The following is a 21,827-nucleotide window of genomic DNA, read 5'->3' on the forward strand; positions in this document are numbered from 1 at the left end:
GCCGAACCGGCCGTGACCCCGGCCGCCGAGCGGCTCTCTCCGTCCCGCCGGACCAGAGGACGGAGGTGACCCGGTGACCGAAGTGCTCCTCCTGCTCCTGGCACTGCTGCTGACCCTCGCCTGTGCAGTGTTCGTCGCGGCGGAGTTCTCGCTGACCACCGTCGAGCGCGGCGACCTGGAACGGGCCGTCGAGCGCGGCGAGCCGGGCGCCGACAGCGCACTGAAGGCGGTGCGCTCCCTCACCTTCCAGCTCTCCGGCGCCCAGCTCGGCATCACCGTGACCGGCCTGATCATCGGCATGCTCTCCGAGCCCTCGACCGCACGGCTGCTGTCCGGCCCGCTGCGGGCGGCCGGACTGCCCCCCTCGGCGGCGTCCTCGGTGGCGCTGGTGACCGGCACGGTGCTGTCCACGGTGGTGCTGATGGTCGTCGGCGAGCTGGTGCCGAAGAACTGGGCGATCTCCCGGCCGCTGCCGGTCGCCCGCCGGGTCGGCGGCCCGCAGCGCGGTTTCAGCGCCGCCTTCCGGCCGCTTATCACCCATCTGAACAACACCGCCAACCGGGTCCTCCACCGGCTCGGCCTGGAGCCCACCGAGGAACTGGCCTCGGCGCGCTCCCCGCAGGAGCTGGTCGCGCTCGCGCGCCACTCGGCGAAGGAGGGCGCCCTGGAGGCGGACACCGCGGAACTGTTCGTCCGCACCATCCGGCTCTCCGAGCTGACCGCGCAGAGCGTGATGACACCGCGCGTCCAGGTCACCGCGCTGGAGGAGAACACCACCGCGGAGGACGTCGCCAACGCCGCCCGGGCGACGGGCCTGTCCCGCTTCCCGGTCTACCGCGGCAACCTCGACACCGTGGTCGGTGTCGCCCACGTCAAGGACGTGATCGCCGTCCCCGCCGGGCGCCGCGCCGGCCACCCGGTCACCAGGCTGCTGCGCGAGCCGGTGCTCGTGCCGGAGTCCCTCACCGTGGACCGGCTGCTGGACCGGCTGTCGGGGAAGAACAGCATGGCGGTGGTGATCGACGAGTACGGCGGCACCGCCGGGGTCGTCACCCTGGAGGACATCATCGAGGAGGTCGTGGGCGAGGTCCGCGACGAGCACGACCCTCTCGAGACTCCCGATCTGGTCCCGGCGGGCGCGGACGAGGAGGGCCGCACCGTCTACGACGCGGACGGCGCGGCCCGCACCGACCGGCTGGAGGAGATCGGCCTGCGCGCCCCGGACGGCCCGTACGAGACCCTGGCCGGGCTGATCGCCACCGAGCTGGGCCGCATTCCGGCCGTGGGCGACGTCCTGGAGGTCGCCGGATGGCGGCTGGAGGTCGTGGACGCGACCGGACGGCGGGCCGCGGGGGTGCGGCTGACCGCTCCGCCCGGTCCCGGCGGCGGGCAGGACCACGACGGCGGACGCGGCGCCCACCGCGGCGCCGGCGACCGCGACCGGGACGGCCTGGCCGAGCCGGCCGGCCGGGAACGGGACCACCGCGACCGGGCCCACGACCGCGGTGGCGTCCAGAGCCAGGAGGCGAGCCGATGACCGCCGTCCAACTGCTGATCGGCCTGCTGACGCTGGTCGCCAACGCCTTCTTCGTGGGCGCGGAGTTCGCCATGATCTCGGTGCGCCGCAGCCAGATCGAGCCGCTCGCCGAGCGCGGCGAGAAGCGGGCGCGCAGCGTGGTGTGGGGACTGGAGCACGTCTCGGCGCTGATGGCCTCCGCCCAGCTGGGCATCACCTTGTGCACGCTGGTGCTGGGCGTGGTCGCCGAGCCCGCGATCGCCCATCTGCTGGAGCCGGTGTTCCACCTCGTGGGCGTGCCGGAGGGCCTGATCCATCCGATCGCCTTCGTGATCGCGCTGGCGGTGGCGACGTATCTGCACATGCTGTTCGGCGAGATGGTGCCGAAGAACATCGCCCTGGCGGCGCCCGAGCGCGCCGCGCTGCTGCTGGGACCGCCGCTGGTCGGCCTCACCCGGGCCCTGCGACCGGTGATCTTCGGTGTCAACGCCCTGGCCAACGGTCTGCTGAAGCTGCTGCGGGTGGAGCCCAAGGACGAGGTCTCGGCGACCTACTCCGACGACGAGCTGGCCCGTCTGGTGGCCGACTCCAGCGAGGCCGGGCTGCTGGACGAGCGCGCGACGGAGCGGCTGCGCGACGCGCTGGAACTGGGCCGCCGCCCGGTCGTGGACGTCGTACGGCCCACCGACCGCGTCGTCTTCGCCCCGTTCGGCGTCACTCCCGAGGGGCTGGAGCAGCTCTCCGCGCGCAGCGGTTTCTCCCGCTTCCCCGTGGTGGACGGCCAGGGCAGGGCGCTGGGCTATCTGCACGTCAAGGACGCCCTCGACGCCGCGCACCGCGAGGCGCCGTTCCCCGTCGCGGCGCTGCGGCCGATCGCCCGGGTGCGGGCCACGACGCCGCTGGACGACGTGCTGGGCGCGATGCGCAGCAGCGGCACCCACCTCGCGGCGGTGATCGGCACGGACGGGCGCGCGGTCGGGCTGGTCACCATGGAGGACGTGCTGCGCGAACTGGTGGGCCGCTGACGGCGGGCGGGGCGGCACCACGAGCAGGCGCGTACCGCGAGAAGGCACGTACCGAGCGGTCGGTTACCATGTCCTGCGTCATGGACAGTGCAACCAACTCGCCCGCCCCGCCCGCCATCACCAGCTTCGTCGCCCTGGGGGACTCCTTCACCGAGGGCATGTCGGACCTGCTGCCGGACGGCGGCTACCGGGGCTGGGCCGACCTCCTGGCCGCCCGTCTCGCCGCACGCACCGACGGCTTCCGCTACGCCAACCTGGCCGTGCGCGGCAAGCTGATCCGGCAGATCGCCGAGGAGCAGGTGGACGTGGCCGCGGCCATGGGCGCGGACCTGGTGACGCTGGTCGGCGGCCTCAACGACGTACTGCGTCCCAAGTGCGACATGGACACGGTGTGCGGTCTGCTGGAGGAGTCGGTCGCCAAGCTCGCCCCCAACTGCCGCCATCTGGTGCTGATGCGCAGCCCCGGGCGGCGCGGGCCGGTGCTGGAGCGATACCGGACGCGCATGGAGCACCTCTTCGGCTTCATCGACGGTCTCGCCGAGCGGCACGGCGCCCTGGTGGTGGACCTGTACGGCTGCGACGCGCTGGGCGATCCGCGGATGTGGGCCGACGACCGGCTGCATCTGACCACCGAGGGGCACCGGCGGGTGGCCGAGGCGGTCTGGCAGCGGCTGGGGCACGAGCCCGAGACCGACTGGCACGCGGCCCTGCCGCCCGCCGTCCTGCCCGGCTGGTACGCGCGCCGCGTCGCCGACCTGCGCTTCACCCGCCGCCATCTGCTCCCGTGGATCGGCCGGCGGCTGACCGGACGCTCCTCGGGCGACGGGCTGACGCCCAAGCGGCCCGACCTGGCGCCGCTGGCCCCGGCCGTGGACCGGGGACGGTACTCCGACGCCGGCCTGACTGCGCTGGCCTGCGACGACACCCCGTAGAATCCCCGGGTGTGACTGACAAGCCGCGCATCCCGAACGTCCTGGCAGGCCGCTACGCCTCCGCGGAGCTGGCCCGACTGTGGTCCCCCGAGCACAAGGTGGTACTGGAGCGGCGGCTGTGGCTCGCCGTGCTGCGGGCCCAGAAGGACCTGGGCGTCGAGGTGCCGGAGCAGGCCCTGGCCGACTACGAGCGGGTGCTCCAGGACGTCGACCTCGCCTCGATCGCCGAGCGCGAGAAGGTCACGCGCCACGATGTGAAGGCGCGGATCGAGGAGTTCAACGCGCTGGCCGGGCACGAGCACGTGCACAAGGGCATGACCTCCCGGGATCTGACCGAGAACGTCGAGCAGCTCCAGGTCCGGCTGTCGCTGGTGCTGATGCGCGACCGCGCGGTGGCCGCGCTGGCGCGGCTGGGGCGGCTGGCGGCCGAGCACTCCGAGCTGGTGATGGCGGGGCGCTCGCACAACGTCGCCGCGCAGGCCACGACCCTGGGCAAGCGCTTCGCGACCGCCGCCGACGAACTGCTGGTGGCCCACGCGCGGCTGGAGGAGCTGCTGGCGCGCTACCCGCTGCGCGGCGTCAAGGGGCCGGTGGGCACCTCCCAGGACATGCTGGACCTGCTGGGCGGGGACGGAGGCCAGCTGGCCGAGCTGGAGGAGCGGATCGCCTCGCACCTGGGCTTCGGCCACACCTTCACCTCCGTCGGCCAGGTCTACCCGCGCTCGCTGGACTACGAGGTGGTGACCGCGCTGGTCCAGCTGGCCGCCGCGCCCTCCTCCCTGGCCAAGACCATCCGGCTGATGGCCGGGCACGAGCTGGTGACCGAGGGCTTCAAGCCGGGCCAGGTCGGCTCCTCGGCGATGCCGCACAAGATGAACACCCGCTCCTGCGAGCGCGTCAACGGCTTCGCCGTCATCCTGCGCGGCTACGCCTCGATGGTCGGCGAACTCGCGGGCGACCAGTGGAACGAGGGGGACGTCTCCTGCTCGGTGGTGCGCCGTGTCGCGCTGCCGGACGCCTTCTTCGCCCTCGACGGCCTGCTGGAGACCTTCCTGACGGTCCTGGACGAGTTCGGTGCGTTCCCCGCGGTCGTCGCCCGCGAGCTGGACCGCTACCTGCCGTTCCTGGCCACCACCAAGGTGCTGATGGGCGCGGTGCGGGCCGGGGTCGGCCGGGAGGCGGCCCACGAGGCCATCAAGGAGCACGCGGTGGCCTCGGCGCTGGCGCTGCGCGAAGGGGCCGAGCGCAACGAGCTGCTGGACCGGCTGGCCGCTGACGAGCGCATCCCGCTGGACCGGGAGCGGCTGGACGCCCTGCTGGCCGACCGGCTGTCCTTCACCGGTGCGGCCGGTGATCAGGTCGCCTCGGTGGTGGCCCGGATCGAGGAGATCGCGAAGCGGCACCCGGAGGCCGCCTCCTACACACCCGGCGCGATTCTCTGACCCCCTCCCCGACTGCCGGAGGCGCTCCCGGGCAGAAGGCCCGGTGGAAGGGGCGCGAGGGAGATCCATGTCCGGGAGGGCCATGTCCGAGGAGACCTCCGGCAGCACGATGACCGGGGACGAGATGGAGGCGCTGCGCGCCCGCACCGTGCCGGACGTGGTCGCCGAGGGGCTGCGCGTCCTGTTCTGCGGGATCAACCCCGGGCTGACGACCGCCCGGCTGGGCCACCACTTCGCCCACCCGGGCAACCGCTTCTGGCCGGTGCTGCACGCCTCCGGGTTCACTCCCCGGCGGTTGAGGCCCTCGGAGCAGCACGAGCTGCTGTCGTACGGGCTGGGCATCACCAACATCTCGCCCCGCCCCACCGCCCGCGCCGACGAGCTGACGCCCGAGGAGTACCGCACGGGCGGTCGTGTGCTGGCCGAGAAGGTGGCGCGGCTGCGCCCGGAGTGGCTCGCGGTGGTCGGTGTGACCGCCTACCGGGCCGCCTTCGGGGACCGGAAGGCCCGGACAGGCCCTCAGCAGGCGGCGATCGGCGGCGCCCGGGTGTGGGTGCTGCCCAACCCCAGCGGGCTCAACGCCCACTGGACGCTGGAGACGATGGCCGAGGAGTACGGCCGGCTGCGCGCCGCCGCGTTCGACGGCCCGTCCTGACAGCGGCAGTCGGCCTGACTCTCCCGCGCGGCCGCCCGCCGCCCGGCGGGTGCTGGAGCGGGCGGCGCTGACCGGACGGGAAAGGGAGGTGCTGCGGCTGATGGCCGGCGGGTTGTCGAGCGCGGAGACCGCGGGTCGGCTGGTGCTGGGCGGTGAGACAGTGAAGTCCCATGTCAGTTCGGTGCCGGCGAAGCTGGGAGCGCGCGACAGGACCCGGGCGGTGATCACGGCGTACGAGTCGGGCTCCGTCACGCCGGGCTGAGCTGCGGGCCGCCGCGCCCGTCCTGCCGCGGGCCGGTCGCGGGCCGGTCGCGGGCCGGTCGCAGACCCGCCTCGGGGCGGTGCCCGCCGTCCCGGGGCACCTCACCCGGCTCTCGCTCCTCCCGCGCTCACCGGATACGATCCGCCCACACATGCGCACTTCCCAGGAGGCGGACGTTGGGGCGGCTCACCGGCAGGGACCCCTCCCTGCTGCGCAGGATCAACTCCGCCGTCGTCCTGCGCGCGCTGCGCGCCGCCGACGGCCCACCGACGCTGTCCGATCTGGCCCAGGTCGCGGAGCTGTCCCGGCCGACGGTCGAGGGCGTGGTGGAGCAACTGGTGGAAGCCGGGCTGGCGGCCGAGGCCGCCGTCGCCCCCGGTGACGTCCGGCGGCAGGGACGGCCGGCGCGCCGCTACCGCTTCCGGGCCGAGGCCGGCCATCTGCTCGGTATCGAGATCGGCCCGCACCGAGTGGCCGCCGTCCTCTCCGACCTGTGCGGGCGGCGGCTGGGCACGGTCGGGCGCGCGGTCTCCGAACAGGCGACGGCCGACGAGCGGCTGGAGCGGGCGCGCGCCGTGGTCGCCGAACTGCTGCGCACCTGCGAGGTGCCGCGCAGCACCCTGCGCGCGGTGGGGGTGGGCAGCCCGGGGATCGTGGAGGCCGACGGCACGGTGCGGCTGTGCACGGCGCTGCCCGGCTGGACCGGTCTGCCGCTGGGCGAGCGGCTGCGGCGGTCGTTCCGCTGCCCGGTGCTGGTGGAGAACGACGCCAACGCCGCCGCGCTGGCCGAGCACTGGAAGGGCGCGGCCGTCGGCGTGGACGACGCGGTGTTCGTCCTGGCCGGGCTGAGCCCGGGCGCCGGCTCGCTGATCGGCGGGCGGCTGCACCGCGGATTCGGCGGCGCGGCCGGGGAGATCGGCGCACTGCACCTGCTGGGGCGTGAGGCCACCCCCGAGCATCTGCTGTCCACGACCGGCGAGCCGCTGCACCCGCTGGACGAGGCTGCGGTGGCGCGGGTCTTCGCGCTGGCGCGCGAGGGGGACGAGCGGGCACGGCAGGCCGTCGAGCGGTTCATACGGCGGCTGGTGCACGATGTGGCCGCGCTGGTGCTGGCCCTGGATCCGGAGCTGGTGGTCGTCGGCGGCTGGGCCACCGGACTGGACGGCGTGCTGGACCCGCTCCGACGCGAGCTGGAGCGCTACTGCCTGCGGCCGCCGCGGGTCGCGCTGTCCCTGCTGGGCGGGGAGGCCATCGCGACCGGCGCGCTGCGGCTGGCGCTCGACCACGTCGAGGAGGAGCTGTTCACCGTGGAGGGCGCCGTCGCCCGCTGACGTCCCGCCACCGGGCGCGCGGCGCGTGCTTCAGCTCGCCAGCAGCGAGACCCCGGCGGAGTCGCCGAAGGTGAGGCGGCAGGTGTCGGCCCGGTAGGTGGAGAGCGCGACCGCGGCGGTGCCGCCCGCGGCGAGGTAGCGGGTGGTGACGACGAGGACGGGCGCGCCGGGCAGCCGGTCGAGCCGCCTGGCGTCCTCCGCCCGGGCGGAGCCGAGCTCCACGGCCCGGTCCTGGCCGCCCAGTTCGAGGCGGTTCAGCTCGCGGAGGACGGCACGGCCGCGGGCGGCTCCCGCCTCGGCCCCGATGCCGGACATCCCGGGCACCGAAGCGGCGGGTACGTAGAGCGTCTCGGTGGCGACCGCCTGGCCGTGGGCCATACGGACGCGGTGGACGGCGTAAACCGGCCGGCCGGCCTCCGTGCCGAGCGCTCCGGCCACCGCGGCCGGCGGGGCGGTCTCCTCGCAGTCCTCGGTCTGCCAGGCGTCGCCCGGGGCGCCGGGCCAGCTGTGCCGGACGGGGTTCACGTCGACGCCGACGCGCGGCGGGGCGACGGTGGTGCCGACTCCGCGGCGGCGCTGGAGGCGGCCCTCCAGCTCAAGCTGCTCCAGGGCCTGGCGGAGCGTGGCGCGGGCGACGCCGAAGCGCGCGGCGAGCTCCCGTTCGTTCGGCAGGATCTCCCCCACCGCGAACTCCGAGTCGAGCGCCTCCGACAGCACGGTCCTGAGGTGCCAGTACTTCGGTTCCGGCACCGTCTCCAGTCGCGTGGTCCCCACCCTTGCCTCCGCAGTCGCCGTGTTCCGTCGGAATTTATGCGCGCTTCTTTTTTAAAGGTTGTTGCGTATGCCGACCTTAGGGAGCGGCGGCCCATTTGGTCAAGACCAATCCGACCCGCTAGCGTGCCGACCGGGCCGCCGGGAAGCGGCTGCGGGAGCGATAAGAGAACGACAAACGGCAAGAACGGCAAGAGGGCGACGAGAGGGCGAGGGCGGGCATGGAGCAGCGGGTCACGGTCGTCACCGGCGGCAGCCGCGGAATCGGGGCGGCCGTCGCCCGGCGGCTGGCGAGGGACGGACACAGCGTCGCGGTCGGCTACCAGCACTCCCGCGAGGCGGCCGAGGAGACGGCGCGGGCGGTGCGCGCCGAGGGCGCCGAGGCGATCACCGTGCGGCTGGACACCAGTGTGGAGGGCGAGGTCGACGCCCTCTTCGAGGAGGCGGCCCGGCGGCTGGGCGCGGTCACGGGCGCGGTCCTCAACGCCGGGATCACCGGCCCGCTGGGCCGTTTCACCGAGACCTCCACCGAGGTGATGCGCCGGGTGGTGGACGTCAACGTCATGGGCACACTGCTGTGCGCCCGGCGCGCGGCCCTGGCGATGTCCACGCGGTACGGCGGCTCCGGCGGCTCGATCGTCACCCTCTCCTCGTGCGCGGCCACGCTCGGCAGCCCCGGCGAGTACGTCCACTACGCCGCGGCCAAGGCGGCGCTGGACGCCATGACGGTCGGGCTCTCCAAGGAGCTGGGGCCCGACGGGGTGCGGGTGAACTCAGTCCAGCCCGGGACGATCCTCACCGACATGCACGCCACGATGGGCGATCCGCAGCGGCCCTGGCGCAAGGCCGAGGTGATCCCGATGGGCCGCCCCGGAGAGCCGGAGGAGGTGGCGGGCGCGGTCGCCTGGCTGATGTCCCCGGAGGCGTCCTACACCACCGGGGCCGTGCTGCGGGTGAGCGGCGGATTGTAGCGGCAGGCCGTGGGCGGCGGATCAGTGCGCCCGCAACCCGTGCACCGGCCGGTGCGCCGGTGGGCCGAGCGGGCCCCGTACCGGTCAAGGGCGGTCCGGGGCCGGGCGGGTCACCCCGGATGCCGCCGGACGGCCGTCCGCTCCGGCACGGGCACGCCTTCCCCCGGCGTCCCCGGCGTCCCCGGCGCTCCGGACGGTTCGGGTGACCCCGCCGGTCCCTCCGGCCCCGGCACGGCCGGGCGGCGGGTCGGGGCGCCCGCGCCCAGCGCGACGCCCGCCCCGACCAGCAGGCTGCCGCCCGCCTGCGCCCAGCCGTAGGAGCCGGCGGCCACCAGCGGAGCGGTCAGCGCCGCGCAGACCGGGATGAGCCCGGAGAAGAGCGTGGCCCGCTCGGCGCCGATGCGGCGGACGCCCGCGTACCAGCAGACGAAGCCGACCACCGTGACGACGACCGCCTGCCACAGCAGCGCCGCCGCCTCGGCCGGGTCCGGCATCCGCAGCCAGGCCCGGCCGTCGAGCACCACACCGAGCAGCGCGGCCTCCAGCGCCGCCAGGGCGCAGGCCGCCGCGGACAGCAGCCGGGCGCCCAGCGGGCGCACCAGGGGGACGGCGATCACCGCGAACCCCACCTCGCCCGCCAGCGCGGCGGCCGACCACAGCAGTCCGGCGGCGTCGGTGCGGCCCCAGCCCTGTACGGCCAGGGCGCCGGCCGCCACCAGCAGCGCCCCGTACAGCACCGGACGCGCGGGCCTGCGGCCGTCCAGGGCGGGGACGACCACGGCCACGACGACCGGCGCGCAGCCGACCAGCACCCCGGGCACCGCGGGCTCGGCGGTCCGTTCGGCCGCCAGTACGGCGAGGTTGAAGCCGACCATCCCCACGGCGGCGAGCAGGGCGAGGCGCGCCCACTGACGTGCCGTCAGCAGGCGCAGGGTCGCCTGCGCACCGCGTCCGAGCAGCGGCAGGAGCAGCAGGCAGGCCAGGCCGTAGCGCAGTGCCTGGCCTCCGGCGTAGGGGTAGTCGCCGAGCACGCTGTTGGCGGTGAAGGAGGCGCCGACCAGGCAGCAGGCGACGGCGGCGAGCAGGGCGCCGCGGCGGCGCGCGGCCGTGGAGGGACCGGAGGAGGGGCCGGAGGAGGGGGAGGTCATGGGATCGACGCTAGGAAGCGGTGCGGTCCGGTTTAAGGTCCACTTCCATGACGGTTACGGGGACCACTTCCGGCGAAGACGGAGGCCGAGGCGGAGACGATGCGGGGCAGGGCGCGGAGCCGGGCGCAGGGCGCGGCGGGGGTGCGGCGTGGGGGCTGCTGCTGCCCGTCTCCTCGGCCCCGCCCCGGCAGCGCGGGCGCGCGCTCCAGGCCCGGCTGCGCGAGGCGGTGCGCTCGGGTCGGCTGGCGCCCGGCGCCCGGCTGCCCTCCAGCCGCGAACTCGCAGCCGACCTGGGGGTCTCCCGGGGCCTGGTCACCGAGGCGTACGAGCAGCTGACCGCCGAGGGCTATCTCACCAGCAGCCGGGGTTCGGGCACCTGGGTGGGCAGCGCCGTGCGCGACGCCCCGGTGGGCGCCCCGCCCGCCGGGGAGCGTCCGGCCGTGCCCGCCGTGGACTTCCGGCCCGGCTCCCCCGACCCGGCACTGTTCCCGCGCACCGCCTGGGCCGCCGCCCACCGCAGGGCGCTGGCCGGCCTGCCGCACCACGCCCTGGGCTACCCCGATCCGCGCGGGCTGCCCGAACTGCGCTCCGCGGTGGCCGCCCTGCTGACGCGGCGGCGCGGGGTGGCCGCCGATCCCGGGCGGGTGGTGATCTGCTCGGGCGTGGCGCAGGCGATGACGCTCCTGGCCCTCACCCTGAACGAACGCGGGAGGCGGACGGTGGCGGTGGAGGCTCCGGGAAGCTTCGAGCACGCGGCGCTGTTCGCGGCGGCCGGGCTGCGCACCGCGCCGGTCGGCATGGACGCGGAGGGACTGCTCCCCGGGGAGCTGGCGGCCTCGGGAGCGCGGGCCGCGGTGCTCACCCCCTCGCACCAGTTCCCGTCCGGCATCGCCTACTCCGCGGCTCGCCGCTCGGCGCTGCTGGCCTGGGCCCGCGATGTGGACGGGCTGCTGGTCGAGGACGACTACGACGGCGACTTCCGCTACGACCGGGCGCCCGTCGGCGCGCTCCAGGGACTCGACCCCCGGCGGGTCGCCTACACCGGATCGGTCAGCAAGTCCCTCGCGCCGGGGCTCCGGCTGGGCTGGCTGGTGGCGCCGGACGCTCTGGCCGGGGAGATCGTGGAGCGCAAGCGGACCATGGACCTGGGCCATCCGGTGCTGGACCAGGCCCTGCTGGCCGACTTCATCGCCCGCGGCGAGTACGACCGGCAGTTGCGCCGCTGCGGACGCGCCTACCGGCAGCGGCGCGACGCACTGCTGCGGGCCCTGGCGGAGCACATCGGGGACACGGAGGTGACGGGGATCGCCGCGGGGCTCCACGTCATCGCCGCGCTGCCGCGCCGGTGCGGCCCGCAGGAGCGCCTCCTCACCCGTGCGGCCCGGGCGGGGGTGGCGGTGCGGCCGCTGTCCGACTACCTGCCGCCGCGCCCGTCGTCCTCGCCGCCGTCGCCGCCGGGGAGCGACGGCGGCGAGGGCGACGGGCGCGTGCGACTGGTGCTGGGCTACGCCCATCTGACGCCGAACCGGATCGCGCACGGCGTACGGCTGCTGGCCGAGGCGGCCCGGAGCCCATGAGGAGAAGGGCTCCCGAGCAAAGGGAGCGGCCGTCCTCCCCCGGCCCGTCCGCGCTCTCACGCGGCATCCCCGGGTGCCGGACCGCCGTGCGCGCCCGAAGGGTCCGCCGCCGTGTCAGATCTCCAGCTCCGCCTCGATCCTGCGCAGCTGGTGCCGGGCCATGGCGAGGTTCGCCCGCGTCTTGTCCAGGGCCAGGTAGAGGAAGAGGCCGTTGTTGCCGCGCCCCCTCAGCAGGCGGATCAGGTGGTACTGCCCGCCGAGGGTGATCAGGATGTCCTCGATCTCGTCCTTCAGGCCCAGCATCTCCATGGTGCGCACCTTGGCGCGGACCACGTCGGTGTTGCCGGCGGCGGCGACGTTCAGGTCGAGGTCCTTGCCCCCTCCGACGGTGCCCAGCGCCATGCCGCTGGTGTAGTCGACGAGGGCGGCTCCGAGGGAGCCCTCGATGGCGGTCATCGCTTCCTTGAGGGAGGTTTCGACGTTGGCCATGGCTGTCGCACTTCCTTTCCGTGTGCACCGCGGTGCACGTTCCGGTCTTTCGTTGACATATCGGGTGGCAGCGGGCGGGTTCGCCCGCGGTGTGGGCCGGGTGCCCGGGAGGGCGGCCGGGCGGCGCCGGTGGTCCCGGCTCGGCTCAGTCGCCCTCCGGCCGTTCGTCCGCGCCCGCGGCCAGCCGGGCGATGCGCGCTCCGGTCCGGCGGGCCTCCAGGTGGATCCGGCCCACGTTGGCGCGTGGCTCCGCCAGGACGGCCAGGACGGCGGGACCCGCCGCGTAGGCCCCGACGTAGCCCTTCTCCCCCCGCACCAGCAGTTCGCGGAAGTGCCCGCGGTCGGCGGTGTCCGCCAGCCGCAGCGCGTCGGCGAGGGCTGCGGCGGTGAGCGCCGCCAGGGCGACGGCCTGGGTTCCGGGGGCGTCCTCTGCGAGCAGTACGCCCCCGGTGCCGACCGCGAGGGCACCGGTCAGATGGGGGACCCGGGAACGCAGCACGCGCAGCTCGCGCAGCACCTCCGGGTCGGCCGCGGCGGGCTGCCGCAGCCCGGCGAACTGCTTGAGCGCGCGCCTCACGGCAGGGCTCCGGGGCCGGCGGGAACGGTTCGGTGCATCACAGGCGCGCCTCCAGGGCATCGCGGATCCGGAGCAGCAGGGCGATGTCCGGGTCGGCGGACATCTCCGGGGTCCGGGCGGCGGACGCGGGGGACGGGGGCGGGAGGGACCCTGGCACCTGGGTCACCGGCGCCGACGGGGCCCCGGAGGGGGGTGCCGTCGCGGGGGCGGGCGTCCGGATGTGCCCGGCGGCGGCCAGCCGCCGTACGTCGATCAGCACGTGGAAGGCCGGACGGCCGAGCCGGCGCGCGATGCCGGCGGGGGTGCGCACCCCGTCCGCCAGTTCCAGGACGGCCCACTGCCTGCGGGTCGGGGCGGGAGAGGCGGCCTCCCGCGTCCGGACCACCGGGGCGGTGTCCACCTCCGGATGCGGCCACAGGTCCTCCAGCAGTCTTCTGCGGCGCAGGACCTCGCGCTGCAGATCCCCGGCCGGGACCGGACGGACGGGCCCCAGCCAGTGGGAGAGGCCGCTGCGGAACCGGGCCGGTCCGCTGCCCGGGGCGAGGGCGAAGAAGGCCGCGTCGTACAGCGCGCCCAGATGGTAGACCTCCAGCTCGCCCCGGGTCAGCCGGCCGTTGTCGACCAGGAAGCGTGCGACCTGCCGGCGGGCCCCCGCCCGTTCCACGGCCTCCCGCCAGCCCTCGGCGGGGAGCCTGCCGCCGAGGGTGAGCAGCACCTCCAGCCCCGGGGAGACGGGGCTCTCCGCGTGGACCACCTCGCCGTCGCGCAGGTAGAGCGTCCCGTTGCCGCGCAGCAGCGCCCCGGTGGCCCGCCGCGCCGCGAGATGGCCGAGCATCGGGGAGAGGGCGGCCCTCACTCGAGCACCAGCCGCTCGCAGAGGTGGCGCAGGCGGATGCGGGCGAGGGCGAGGTTGCCGTCCTCCCGGTCGAGCCACAGATGGATGAAGAGGCTGCCGTCGAAGACCTGCTGCCCGATGAAGCGCAGCAGGTGGTAGCCGTCGCGGGTGGTGACGATGAGGTCCTCGACCGGTTCTCCCGCACCGGGCTCCGCCTCCCTCCCCGGCTCCCCGCCGCTTGCGCTCCTGGAGCCGCCGGGCCCGGCGAACGCGGTGCGCTCGGCGGCCGTGCGGGCGAGTTCGGCCGTCTCGGCGGCGGTCGTCTCGTGGTCCCCGCACGACGGCTCGCCCACCGCTCCGAGCGCGAGCCCACTGGTCCAGTCGACCACGGCGGCGCCGCGGGCGCCGGGCAGTGTCATGGCCTCGAGCAGGCACTCGTCGATTCCGGGCACGCGCGGTTCCCCTCCTGCTCGCCGTGCGGACGCACCCACCGGTGGTGCGGAAGTGACGATGAGATTACGCATCGTGTCACCCGTTCCGGGCACATTTGATCGATTCCGACCGAGGAAGCGGCGTACTGTTCGAGTGGCAAATGAACTTGTCATTTTCACGTCGCTCTACGCCCGCCTGGCCGGCGCCTGTTCCGGCGTCCGCTCCGGCGCGGGTGCCGGGCCGGCCGGGCACCGCCGCGTTTACCCGGAACAGGCCGGCACGCGGCGGAGCGGTTCCCCTCCGTTCGCCTCGCGAGGCCACCATGACCGGCCGTACGACCCGCTCCGCCCGACGTTCAGGAGGCTGTCCGCCCATGGCACCACACCAGGAATCACCGGAGCGCGCCGCGCCCGCGCGGCGCTCGGTTCTGCGCGGCACGCTGGCGGCCTCGGCCGCGTTGTCCCTGCCGGCCGCCGCGCTGGGGCCGGCCGCCGCTCCCGCGCTGGCGCTGTCGGGGCGGCCGAGGGCCGGCTGGGGGGTGCAGACCGGGGACGTGACGGCCACGTCCGGCCTGGTGTGGGTGCGCTCGGACCGCCCGGCCCGGATGCTGGTGGAGACCTCCGCCACGGAGTCCTTCCGCAACGCGCGCCGCTGGCACGGCCCCCTGCTGGGGCCGGACACGGACTTCACCGGGACGACGGCGCTGCACGGACTGCCGCCGGGCCGGCAGATCCACTACCGGGTGGTGCTGGCAGACCCCGACGACCCCCGGCGCACCGGCGAGCCGGTCCACGGCACCTTCCGCACCGCCCCCGCGCGGCGCCGGGACGGGGTGCGCTTCGTGTGGTCGGGCGACCTGGCCGGGCAGGGCTGGGGCATCAACCCCGACCGCGGCGGCTATCCGGTCTTCGACGAGATGGCCCGGCTGGACCCGGACTTCTTCCTCTTCAGCGGCGACACCGTCTACGCCGACGGCCCGCTGGCCGAGACCGTGGCGCTGCCCGGCGGCGGTACGTGGCGCAACGTGGTCACCGAGGAGAAGGCGAAGGTCGCCGAGACCCTCGACGAGTACCGGGGCAACTTCCGCTACAACCTCATGGCCGAGTCGCTGCGGCGCTTCAACGCCCAGGTCCCCTCGATCGTGCAGTGGGACGACCACGAGGTGGTCAACAACTGGTACCCCGGCGAGATCCTCACCGACTCCCGCTACACCGAGCGGCGCGTGGACGTGCTGGCGGCCCGGGCCCGGCGGGCGTTCGGCGAGTACTTCCCCCTGTCCTCCCCGCGGCGCGACCGCGACGGGCGGATCTACCGGGTGGTGCGCCACGGCCCGCTGCTGGACGTCTTCGTCCTGGACATGCGCACGTACCGCAACGCCAACTCCCGGGGCCTGCAGACCTCCGACCCGCAGGGTGTACTGGGCGCGGAGCAACTGGCCTGGCTCAAGCGGGAGCTGGCGCGCTCGCGCGCGGTGTGGAAGGTGATCGCCTCGGACATGCCGCTGGGGCTGGTCGTATCCGACGGCGCGGACGTCGAGGCGGTGGCGCAGGGCGACCCGGGCGCGCCGCTGGGGCGCGAGCTGCAGATCGCCGAGCTGCTGCGGTTCGTCCGCGACCGGCGGATCACAGGCACGGTGTGGCTGACCGCGGACGTGCACCACACCTCGGCCCAGCACTACGACCCGGCGCGGGCGGCGTTCGGGGACTTCGCGCCGTTCTGGGAGTTCGTCACCGGGCCGCTGAACGCCGGGGCCTTCCCGGCGAGCACGCTGGACGGCACCTTCGGCCCCGAGCGGGTCTTCGTCAAGGCGCCCGAGCGCGGCAACGTCCCGCCGAGCGAGGGCTACCAGTTCTACGGCCAGGTGGACATCGACGGCGACAGCGGCGAGCTGACGGTGCGGCTGCGCGAGGAGGGCGGCGCGGTGCTGTTCACCAAGGTGCTGCGCCCCGGTCTCGTGGGGCAGTAGGCGGCCGGGCGTCCACGGGTCCGGCGCACCACGGAGCGATGCGGCGCAATACGCTGCGCCCATGGACGCGAGCGACGACCGCACGGACGACCCCGCGGCCGGCCTGACGTATGCCGGGGCGGGCGCCACCCGCGAGGACGACCCGTCCGGCTACCCGCCGGGCTTCGGGCGGCTGCGGGTGCGCACCCGCCTCGGCTCGGGCCGGGAGGTCTTCCTGGCCGCCGGGCGGGCCGTGCTGACCTGGCGGATGCACCGGGCCATGGGCGTGGGGATGGCCACCGCCTCCCCGCGCGCCGAGCCCGGGGTGCGCGTGGTGGTGGGCCTGGGCGCCGGAAGGCTGAGGATCCACGCGCCGTGCCGGGTGGTGTGGACGGCGGACGGCGAGCGGCGGGCGGGCTTCGGCTACGGGACGCTGCCGGGGCACCCGGAGAGCGGCGAGGAGGCGTTCGTCGTGGAGCTGGACGACGACGGGACGGTCTGGCTGGAGGTACGGGCCTTCAGCCGCCCCGAGGTGTGGTGGGCGCGGGCCGCCGGGCCGCTCGTCCCGCTGTTCCAGCGGCTGTACGCCCGGCGGTGCGGGGCGGTGCTGCGGAGGCTCTCCCGCGCCTCCCGCCGCCCCCGTGCCTGACGGAGCGCTCGGCGAAACCGGCGAAACCGGCGAAGAGGGCATGGTTCCCAGAAGGCCCTTAACCCATCGGTCACAAACCGTTCGTGATCACGCAACACCGGTCGGCGAGAGTGGCCGCATGACCGAATCCTCCCCGCACCGCGCAGACCGCCGAGCAGACCGCCGCACCGCTCGCCGCGCCCTCCGCCGCAGGGCCCGCGGCCCGCACCACTGGCGGCACGACCTGGTCGAACTGGCTGCGCTGTTCACGGCCGTGACCGTGGCCGACAGCATCGCCAAGACGGTGGCGCACGGGCCGGACGGCCCGGTGCTGCTGGTCCTGTCGGCCGCCGCCCTGCTGGCCACGGCCGGAATCCACACCTGGTGGGCGCGGCGCCGCCACCACCCGCCGCCCGATCCCGGCGGGGGCCCGGCGGGCGGGGCGGGCCCCACCGCCTCCACCGCCTCCACCGCCTCCACCACCTCCGCGGCCGCCTCGCAGGAGCCGCCGGTGCTGTGGCGGCTGCGCACCACCGTGCGGGAGGAGCCCGGAGCGCTCGCCGCGCTGTGCACCGTCCTGGCGGAGCTGCGGGTGGACGTCATCGGGCTCCAGACGCATCCGCTGGGCGAGGTGACGGTGGACGAGTTCCTGCTGCGGGCGCCCCGCGCGCTGGAGGCCGCCGAGCTGGGCCGGGCGGTGGCCTCGGCGGGCGGACGGGACACCTGGCTGGAGCGGGCCGACGCACACGATCTGGTGGACACCCCCACCCGGGTGCTGGGCCTGGCCACCCGTACCGCGCTGGACAGCGCCGAACTGCCGCTCGCACTGCGCCAGTTGCTCGGCCGTTGCACGATCCGCTCGGTGCCCTCCCGGACGGCGGGCGGGCAGCCCGGAGGGGAGCGGCACGGGGAGGAGACCCCCGAGGACGGCGTGCTGGAGGGGACGGTGATCCGGATGCGCGATCCGCGCGGCGGGACGATCGTCGTGGAGCGCCCCCACCTGCCCTTCACCCCCACCGAGTTCGCCCGGGCCCGTGCCCTGGTCGAGCTGGACGCACGGCTGGACGCCCAGCCGGACTCCCGCCCTTCCGGAACCGCCGGGCCCGGCGCCGGCAAGGGGTCGGCGGGCCGGATGCCGCGCCGCCGCGAGACGCTCACGCTCCCGGAGGGGAACGAGATCACCGTACGGCGGGCGGACACCTCCGACCTGGAGGCCGCGCGCGCGATGCACCGGCGCTGTTCGGCGCGCACCCTGGCCGCGCGCTACCACGGTCCGGTCAGGGACGCCGACCGCTACCTGGACCACCTGCTCAGCCCCCGCTTCGGCCGCACCCTGGCGGCCGAGACGGCCTCGGGGAAACTGGTGGCGCTCGGCCATCTGATGTGGGACGGCGACGAGACGGAGGTGGCCCTCCTCGTCGAGGACGTCTGGCAGCGCCGCGGCATCGGCGCCGAACTGCTGCGCCGTCTGGTGGCGATGGCCGCCGAGGCGCGGTGCGAGAGCGTCTACGCCGTGACGCAGTCGCACAACACCGGCATGGTGGCGGCCATGCGCGGCCTGGGGCTGCCGCTGGACTACCAGGTCGAGGAGGGCACCCTGGTGATCACCGCCCGGCTCGTCCCGGTTCCGGCAGCCGCCGAGCCGGAGCCGCGCTGACACCTGCGGCACCGTCCCCGGCGCCGCCGGCGTCCTCGGTGCCGTTCCCCGCTCCCCCTACGCGCCGTTCGGCTCCGCCTCCGGTTCCCCGGGCGGAGCCGAGCGCCGCGTCGAGGTCGTTCCACAGGTCCTCGACGTCCTCCAGACCGACCGACATGCGCAGCAGCCTCTCGCCGATCCCGCCGGTGCGGCGGTCGTCCTCGCCGATGATGCGGTGGCTGATGGACCCGGGGTGCTGGATGAGGGTGTCCACGCTGCCGAGGCTGACCGCCGGGGTGATCAGCCGCACTCCCGCGATCACCTCGTGCGGGTCCCCGTGCACCTCGAAGGAGACCATGGCCCCGCCCAGCCCCGGGTAGTGCACCCGGGCGATCCGCGGGTCGCCGGCCAGGCGCCGGGCCAGTTCCGCGGCCGTGGCCGACTGCGCCCGCACCCGCACCGGCAGGGTGGACAGGCCCCGCAGCAGCAGATAGCCGGCGAGCGGGTGGAGTACGCCGCCGGTGGCGAAGCGCACCTTCCGCAGCTCGCGGGCCGTCTCCTCGTCACAGGCGACGATGCCGCCGAGGACGTCGCCGTGTCCGCCCAGGTACTTGGTGGCGCTGTGCAGCACGATGCGGGCGCCGTGCTCGACGGGCCGCTGCAGTACGGGGGTGGCGAAGGTGTTGTCGACCAGCAGCGGTACGGAGCCGCAGGAGTGCGCCACGGCCTTCAGGTCGATTTCGGCCAGGGTGGGATTGGCCGGTGTCTCCACCATCACCAGGCCGGTGTCGGGGCGTATGGCGTCGGCGATGCCGGCCGGGTCGGTCCAGGTGACCTCGGTGCCCAGCAGCCCGGCGGTGAGCAGGTGGTCGCTGCAGCCGTACAGCGGCCGGACCGCGACGACGTGCCGCAGCCCCTGGGCGGCGCGGGCCAGGAGCACCGCGGTCAGGGCCGCCATGCCGCTGGCGAAGGCGACGCCCGCCTCGGCGCCCTCCAGCCGGGCCAGGGCCGTCTCGAAGCGCGCCACGGTGGGGTTGCCGAGCCGGCCGTAGACCGGCGGGCCCTCCAGCTCGGCGCCGGTGGCGGCGAACTCGTCCAGCCGGGCGGCCTCGGCCCGGCTGTCGCGGGAGGGATAGGTGGTGGACAGGTCCAGGGGGGCGGCGTGCAGGCCGAGGGCGGCGAGGTCCTCGCGTCCGGCGTGCACGGCCTCGGTGGCCAGCGTTCGGGTGGCGGCCGGCGGTGTCGTGTCCATGCTGTCCTGGTGGGTCATGCCGCGATGCTGAACAACTACCGGCGTGTAGCGGAGAACGACCGTGTTATGTTCGGCGAATGTCCGATTCAGTCGTTCTCGACCCGGTCGATCTGGAGATTCTGCGCCTTCTGCAGAACGACGCCCGGACCACCTACCGCGATCTCGCGGCCGCCGTCGGCGTGGCCCCCTCGACCTGTCTGGACCGAGTGGCACGGCTGCGTCGCGGCGGGGTGATCCTCGGCCATGCGCTACGACTGGATTCAGCCAAACTCGGAAGGCCTCTGGAGGCCTTCCTCTCGGTACAGGTCCGGCCCCACAGAAGGGAGTTGATCGGACCGTTCGTGGAGCGCGTCCGAGCGCTGCCGGAGTCGCGGGCGCTGTTCCACCTGACCGGTCCCGACGACTACCTCGTCCATGTCGCGGTCGCCGGGACCGCCGATCTCCAGCGGCTGGTGCTGGACGAGTTCACCTCGCGCCGGGAGGTCGCCCGGGTCGAGACGCGGCTGATCTTCCAGCAGTGGACGTGCGGCCCGCTGCTGCCGCCCGAGCGGCCGGGCTGACCGGGGCGGCCCGCGGCCGGCCCGGTCCCGTGATGGCGGAAGCCGCCTCCCCGGCGGCGTTCCCCGTGGCCCGGCGGGCACCGCCGTACCAGGATGAGGCCCATGTCCGATGTCACGAACACCTCATCCGGGACCGCGCACGGTACCGCGCACGGCACAGCGCCCCTGCCCCGCCAGGTCGCCGACGCCTATGTCGACGACCTGGTCGCACTCGATCCGATCCTCGGCACCTACCTCGGTCTCCCCGGCGGTCCGCGAGAGCTGCCCGACTTCTCCCCCGAGGGCCAGGAGGCCGTGGCCGTCCTGGGCCGCACCGCCCTGGAGCGGCTCGCCGAGGCCGAGCGGCGGCCCGGCGGTGACGGCGAGGCCGAACGGCGCTGCGCGCGCCTGCTGCGCGAGCGGCTGACCGCGGAACTCGCCGTGCACGAGGCGGGCGAGGGGCTGCGCGCCGTCAGCAACCTCCACTCCCCGGTGCACTCGGTGCGCAGCGTGTTCACGCTCATGCCGACCGCGGCCGACGAGGACTGGGCGGCCGTCGCCCGGCGGATGACGGCCGTGCCGGCCGCCCTGGAGGGCTACCGCGCCTCGCTGGCCAAGGGCCTGGCCGGCGGGCTTCCGGCCGGTCCGCGCCAGGTGGACACCGTGATCGGGCAGCTCGGCGAGTGGCTGGGCGCGGAGGGCGGCCGGAGCTGGTTCGCCTCCTTCGCCGCCGGCGGTCCCGAGTCCCTGCGCGCCGAGCTGGACAGGGGCGCGGCCGCGGCCGCCGGCGCGGTGGCCGGTCTGCGCGACTGGCTGCGCGACACCTACGCCCCGGCCGTCCACGGCGCGCCGGACACCGTGGGCCGCGAGCGGTACAGGCGGTGGTCGCGCTACTGGAACGGCACCGATCTGGACCTGGCGGAGGCGTACGCCTACGGCTGGGAGGAGTACCACCGCGTCCACGCCGAGATGCGCTCGGAGGCCGAGAAGGTCCTGCCGGGCGCCGCGACCCCGTGGGAGGCGCTGCGCCACCTCGACACGCACGGCCGGGCCGTCGAGGGCGTGGAGGAGACCAGGGTGTGGCTCCAGGAGCTGATGGACGAGGCGATCGAGAAGCTGGACGGCACGCACTTCGACCTGGCCGGACCGGTCCGGCGCGTGGAGTCCATGATCGCCCCGCCGGGCAGCGCCGCCGCGCCGTACTACACCGAGCCGTCGCTGGACTTCTCCCGGCCCGGCCGCACCTGGCTGCCGGCGATGGGACGGACCCGCTTCCCCCTCTACGAGCTGGTCACCACCTGGTACCACGAGGGCGTCCCCGGCCACCACCTCCAGCTCGCCCAGTGGACGTACGTCGCCGACCGGCTCTCGCGCTACCAGACGTCGGTGGGGATGGTCAGCGCCAACGCCGAGGGCTGGGCGCTGTACGCGGAGCGGCTGATGGACGAGCTCGGCTTCCTGCACGACGCCGAGCTGCGGCTGGGTTACCTGGACGCGCAGATGCTGCGCTCCGTCCGGGTCATCGTGGACATCGGCATGCACCTGGGGCTGGAGATCCCGGGCCACTCCCCCTTCCACCCCGGCGAGCGGTGGACACCGCGGCTGGCCCAGGAGTTCTTCGGCATGCACAGCGGCCTGCCCGCCGAGCACGTCGAGAGCGAACTGGTGCGCTACCTGGGCATGCCCGGCCAGGCCATCGGCTACAAGCTGGGCGAACGCGCCTGGCTGAAGGGGCGCGAGGCCGCCCGCGCGGCGCACGGCGACGCCTTCGACGCCAGGAGGTGGCACATGGACGCGCTGTCCCTGGGTTCGCTGGGACTGGACGACCTCGTGGCGGAGCTCTCCGCGCTCTGAGCCGCGCCCC

Annotated in this window: 20 protein-coding genes and 1 pseudogene; 14 read left to right on the top strand and 7 right to left on the bottom strand. The window is 75.1% G+C overall.

Annotation, left to right across the window (positions count from 1 at the left end):
- Positions 1–73 precede the first annotated feature (73 nt).
- The 7 genes and pseudogenes from QPK52_RS01410 to QPK52_RS01440 all read left to right on the top strand — a co-directional run bounded on the left by QPK52_RS01410 (position 74) and on the right by QPK52_RS01440 (position 7,163).
- The gene (locus QPK52_RS01410) at positions 74–1,537 is read left to right on the top strand and encodes a hemolysin family protein (protein ID WP_410535020.1); all 1,464 of its coding nucleotides are present in this window, start codon (positions 74–76) and stop codon (positions 1,535–1,537) included.
- Entirely contained in the window at positions 1,534–2,541 is a 1,008-nt protein-coding gene (locus tag QPK52_RS01415) for a hemolysin family protein (protein ID WP_410535022.1), read from the top strand. The genes QPK52_RS01410 and QPK52_RS01415 overlap by 4 nt, the downstream gene beginning before the upstream one ends.
- A gap of 80 nt (positions 2,542–2,621) precedes the next feature.
- Positions 2,622–3,473 carry an SGNH/GDSL hydrolase family protein gene (locus QPK52_RS01420; protein ID WP_410535024.1) on the top strand — a complete coding sequence of 284 codons (852 nt, stop codon included), beginning with the start codon at positions 2,622–2,624 and terminating at the stop codon, positions 3,471–3,473.
- An 11-nt stretch (positions 3,474–3,484) separates the two neighbouring features.
- Positions 3,485–4,915 (top strand): adenylosuccinate lyase, encoded by a 1,431-nt coding sequence (gene purB, locus QPK52_RS01425; RefSeq protein ID WP_410535026.1) that lies wholly within the window; start codon positions 3,485–3,487, stop codon positions 4,913–4,915.
- 109 nt (positions 4,916–5,024) lie between these two features.
- Positions 5,025–5,570 carry a G/U mismatch-specific DNA glycosylase gene (gene mug, locus QPK52_RS01430; protein ID WP_410540152.1) on the top strand — a complete coding sequence of 182 codons (546 nt, stop codon included), beginning with the start codon at positions 5,025–5,027 and terminating at the stop codon, positions 5,568–5,570.
- Between the two features lie 40 nt (positions 5,571–5,610).
- Positions 5,611–5,832 (top strand): annotated as a pseudogene (locus tag QPK52_RS01435) (response regulator transcription factor); the annotation flags it as partial.
- Between the two features lie 176 nt (positions 5,833–6,008).
- Positions 6,009–7,163 carry an ROK family protein gene (locus tag QPK52_RS01440; protein WP_410535028.1) on the top strand — a complete coding sequence of 385 codons (1,155 nt, stop codon included), beginning with the start codon at positions 6,009–6,011 and terminating at the stop codon, positions 7,161–7,163.
- A 30-nt stretch (positions 7,164–7,193) separates the two neighbouring features.
- Here QPK52_RS01440 and QPK52_RS01445 read toward each other — a convergent pair whose 3' ends face one another.
- The gene (locus tag QPK52_RS01445; RefSeq protein ID WP_410535029.1) at positions 7,194–7,937 is read right to left on the bottom strand and encodes a GntR family transcriptional regulator; all 744 of its coding nucleotides are present in this window, start codon (positions 7,935–7,937) and stop codon (positions 7,194–7,196) included.
- A gap of 218 nt (positions 7,938–8,155) precedes the next feature.
- Here QPK52_RS01445 and QPK52_RS01450 point away from each other — a divergent pair, with 218 nt between their 5' ends.
- Positions 8,156–8,905 carry an SDR family oxidoreductase gene (locus tag QPK52_RS01450; RefSeq protein WP_410535030.1) on the top strand — a complete coding sequence of 250 codons (750 nt, stop codon included), beginning with the start codon at positions 8,156–8,158 and terminating at the stop codon, positions 8,903–8,905.
- Positions 8,906–9,015: 110 nt separating this feature from the next.
- On the opposite strand, the gene QPK52_RS01455 is transcribed toward QPK52_RS01450, so the two are convergent.
- Positions 9,016–10,053, bottom strand: coding sequence for an EamA family transporter (locus QPK52_RS01455; RefSeq protein ID WP_410535031.1), 1,038 nt, complete (start codon positions 10,051–10,053; stop codon positions 9,016–9,018).
- A 47-nt stretch (positions 10,054–10,100) separates the two neighbouring features.
- Here QPK52_RS01455 and QPK52_RS01460 point away from each other — a divergent pair, with 47 nt between their 5' ends.
- Positions 10,101–11,630, top strand: coding sequence for a PLP-dependent aminotransferase family protein (locus QPK52_RS01460; RefSeq protein WP_410535033.1), 1,530 nt, complete (start codon positions 10,101–10,103; stop codon positions 11,628–11,630).
- A gap of 114 nt (positions 11,631–11,744) precedes the next feature.
- Here the strand turns inward: QPK52_RS01460 and QPK52_RS01465 are convergent, their stop codons facing one another.
- From QPK52_RS01465 to QPK52_RS01480, 4 genes are all read right to left on the bottom strand, one after another.
- Positions 11,745–12,119 carry a hypothetical protein gene (locus QPK52_RS01465; RefSeq protein ID WP_093658362.1) on the bottom strand — a complete coding sequence of 125 codons (375 nt, stop codon included), beginning with the start codon at positions 12,117–12,119 and terminating at the stop codon, positions 11,745–11,747.
- A gap of 145 nt (positions 12,120–12,264) precedes the next feature.
- Positions 12,265–12,696 (bottom strand): roadblock/LC7 domain-containing protein, encoded by a 432-nt coding sequence (locus QPK52_RS01470; protein ID WP_410535034.1) that lies wholly within the window; start codon positions 12,694–12,696, stop codon positions 12,265–12,267.
- 37 nt (positions 12,697–12,733) lie between these two features.
- On the bottom strand, positions 12,734–13,531 hold the full coding sequence (locus QPK52_RS01475; protein ID WP_410540153.1) for a transcriptional regulator: 798 nt from the start codon (positions 13,529–13,531) through the stop codon (positions 12,734–12,736).
- Positions 13,532–13,548: 17 nt separating this feature from the next.
- Entirely contained in the window at positions 13,549–13,983 is a 435-nt protein-coding gene (locus QPK52_RS01480) for a hypothetical protein (RefSeq protein WP_410535035.1), read from the bottom strand.
- A 353-nt stretch (positions 13,984–14,336) separates the two neighbouring features.
- On the opposite strand from QPK52_RS01480, the gene QPK52_RS01485 reads away from it, so the two are divergent.
- The 3 genes from QPK52_RS01485 (at position 14,337) to QPK52_RS01495 (ending at position 18,193) form a co-directional block, all read left to right on the top strand.
- Positions 14,337–15,929, top strand: a complete 1,593-nt coding sequence (locus QPK52_RS01485; protein ID WP_410535037.1) for an alkaline phosphatase D family protein — start codon at positions 14,337–14,339, stop codon at positions 15,927–15,929.
- Between the two features lie 61 nt (positions 15,930–15,990).
- Positions 15,991–16,557 carry a DUF1990 family protein gene (locus QPK52_RS01490; RefSeq protein ID WP_410535038.1) on the top strand — a complete coding sequence of 189 codons (567 nt, stop codon included), beginning with the start codon at positions 15,991–15,993 and terminating at the stop codon, positions 16,555–16,557.
- A 118-nt stretch (positions 16,558–16,675) separates the two neighbouring features.
- On the top strand, positions 16,676–18,193 hold the full coding sequence (locus QPK52_RS01495) for a GNAT family N-acetyltransferase (RefSeq protein ID WP_410535039.1): 1,518 nt from the start codon (positions 16,676–16,678) through the stop codon (positions 18,191–18,193).
- On the opposite strand, the gene QPK52_RS01500 is transcribed toward QPK52_RS01495, so the two are convergent.
- Entirely contained in the window at positions 18,141–19,442 is a 1,302-nt protein-coding gene (locus QPK52_RS01500; protein ID WP_410535040.1) for a trans-sulfuration enzyme family protein, read from the bottom strand. The genes QPK52_RS01495 and QPK52_RS01500 overlap by 53 nt on opposite strands.
- Before the next feature lie 59 nt (positions 19,443–19,501).
- Between QPK52_RS01500 and QPK52_RS01505 the strand changes: the two genes are divergently transcribed.
- Positions 19,502–19,984 carry an Lrp/AsnC family transcriptional regulator gene (locus tag QPK52_RS01505; RefSeq protein WP_410535041.1) on the top strand — a complete coding sequence of 161 codons (483 nt, stop codon included), beginning with the start codon at positions 19,502–19,504 and terminating at the stop codon, positions 19,982–19,984.
- 102 nt (positions 19,985–20,086) lie between these two features.
- Positions 20,087–21,817 (top strand): DUF885 domain-containing protein, encoded by a 1,731-nt coding sequence (locus tag QPK52_RS01510; RefSeq protein WP_410535042.1) that lies wholly within the window; start codon positions 20,087–20,089, stop codon positions 21,815–21,817.
- Positions 21,818–21,827 lie beyond the last annotated feature (10 nt).

This window comes from Streptomyces sp. KL2 (assembly GCF_046529545.1).
GTDB lineage: Bacteria > Actinomycetota > Actinomycetes > Streptomycetales > Streptomycetaceae > Streptomyces > Streptomyces radiopugnans.

What these genes read in the sequence shown, in the direction of transcription:
- QPK52_RS01415 (WP_410535022.1), top strand. Translation starts at nt 1,534, where the DNA reads ATGACCGCCGTCCAACTGCTGATCGGCCTGCTGACGCTGGTCGCCAAC.
- QPK52_RS01420 (WP_410535024.1), top strand. Translation starts at nt 2,622, where the DNA reads ATGGACAGTGCAACCAACTCGCCCGCCCCGCCCGCCATCACCAGCTTC.
- mug (WP_410540152.1), top strand. Translation starts at nt 5,025, where the DNA reads ATGACCGGGGACGAGATGGAGGCGCTGCGCGCCCGCACCGTGCCGGAC.
- QPK52_RS01450 (WP_410535030.1), top strand. Translation starts at nt 8,156, where the DNA reads ATGGAGCAGCGGGTCACGGTCGTCACCGGCGGCAGCCGCGGAATCGGG.
- QPK52_RS01455 (WP_410535031.1), bottom strand. Translation starts at nt 10,053, where the DNA reads ATGACCTCCCCCTCCTCCGGCCCCTCCTCCGGTCCCTCCACGGCCGCG.
- QPK52_RS01460 (WP_410535033.1), top strand. Translation starts at nt 10,101, where the DNA reads ATGACGGTTACGGGGACCACTTCCGGCGAAGACGGAGGCCGAGGCGGA.
- QPK52_RS01465 (WP_093658362.1), bottom strand. Translation starts at nt 12,119, where the DNA reads ATGGCCAACGTCGAAACCTCCCTCAAGGAAGCGATGACCGCCATCGAG.
- QPK52_RS01475 (WP_410540153.1), bottom strand. Translation starts at nt 13,531, where the DNA reads ATGCTCGGCCATCTCGCGGCGCGGCGGGCCACCGGGGCGCTGCTGCGC.
- QPK52_RS01485 (WP_410535037.1), top strand. Translation starts at nt 14,337, where the DNA reads ATGGCACCACACCAGGAATCACCGGAGCGCGCCGCGCCCGCGCGGCGC.
- QPK52_RS01490 (WP_410535038.1), top strand. Translation starts at nt 15,991, where the DNA reads ATGGACGCGAGCGACGACCGCACGGACGACCCCGCGGCCGGCCTGACG.
- QPK52_RS01495 (WP_410535039.1), top strand. Translation starts at nt 16,676, where the DNA reads ATGACCGAATCCTCCCCGCACCGCGCAGACCGCCGAGCAGACCGCCGC.
- QPK52_RS01500 (WP_410535040.1), bottom strand. Translation starts at nt 19,442, where the DNA reads ATGACCCACCAGGACAGCATGGACACGACACCGCCGGCCGCCACCCGA.
- QPK52_RS01505 (WP_410535041.1), top strand. Translation starts at nt 19,502, where the DNA reads ATGTCCGATTCAGTCGTTCTCGACCCGGTCGATCTGGAGATTCTGCGC.
- QPK52_RS01510 (WP_410535042.1), top strand. Translation starts at nt 20,087, where the DNA reads ATGTCCGATGTCACGAACACCTCATCCGGGACCGCGCACGGTACCGCG.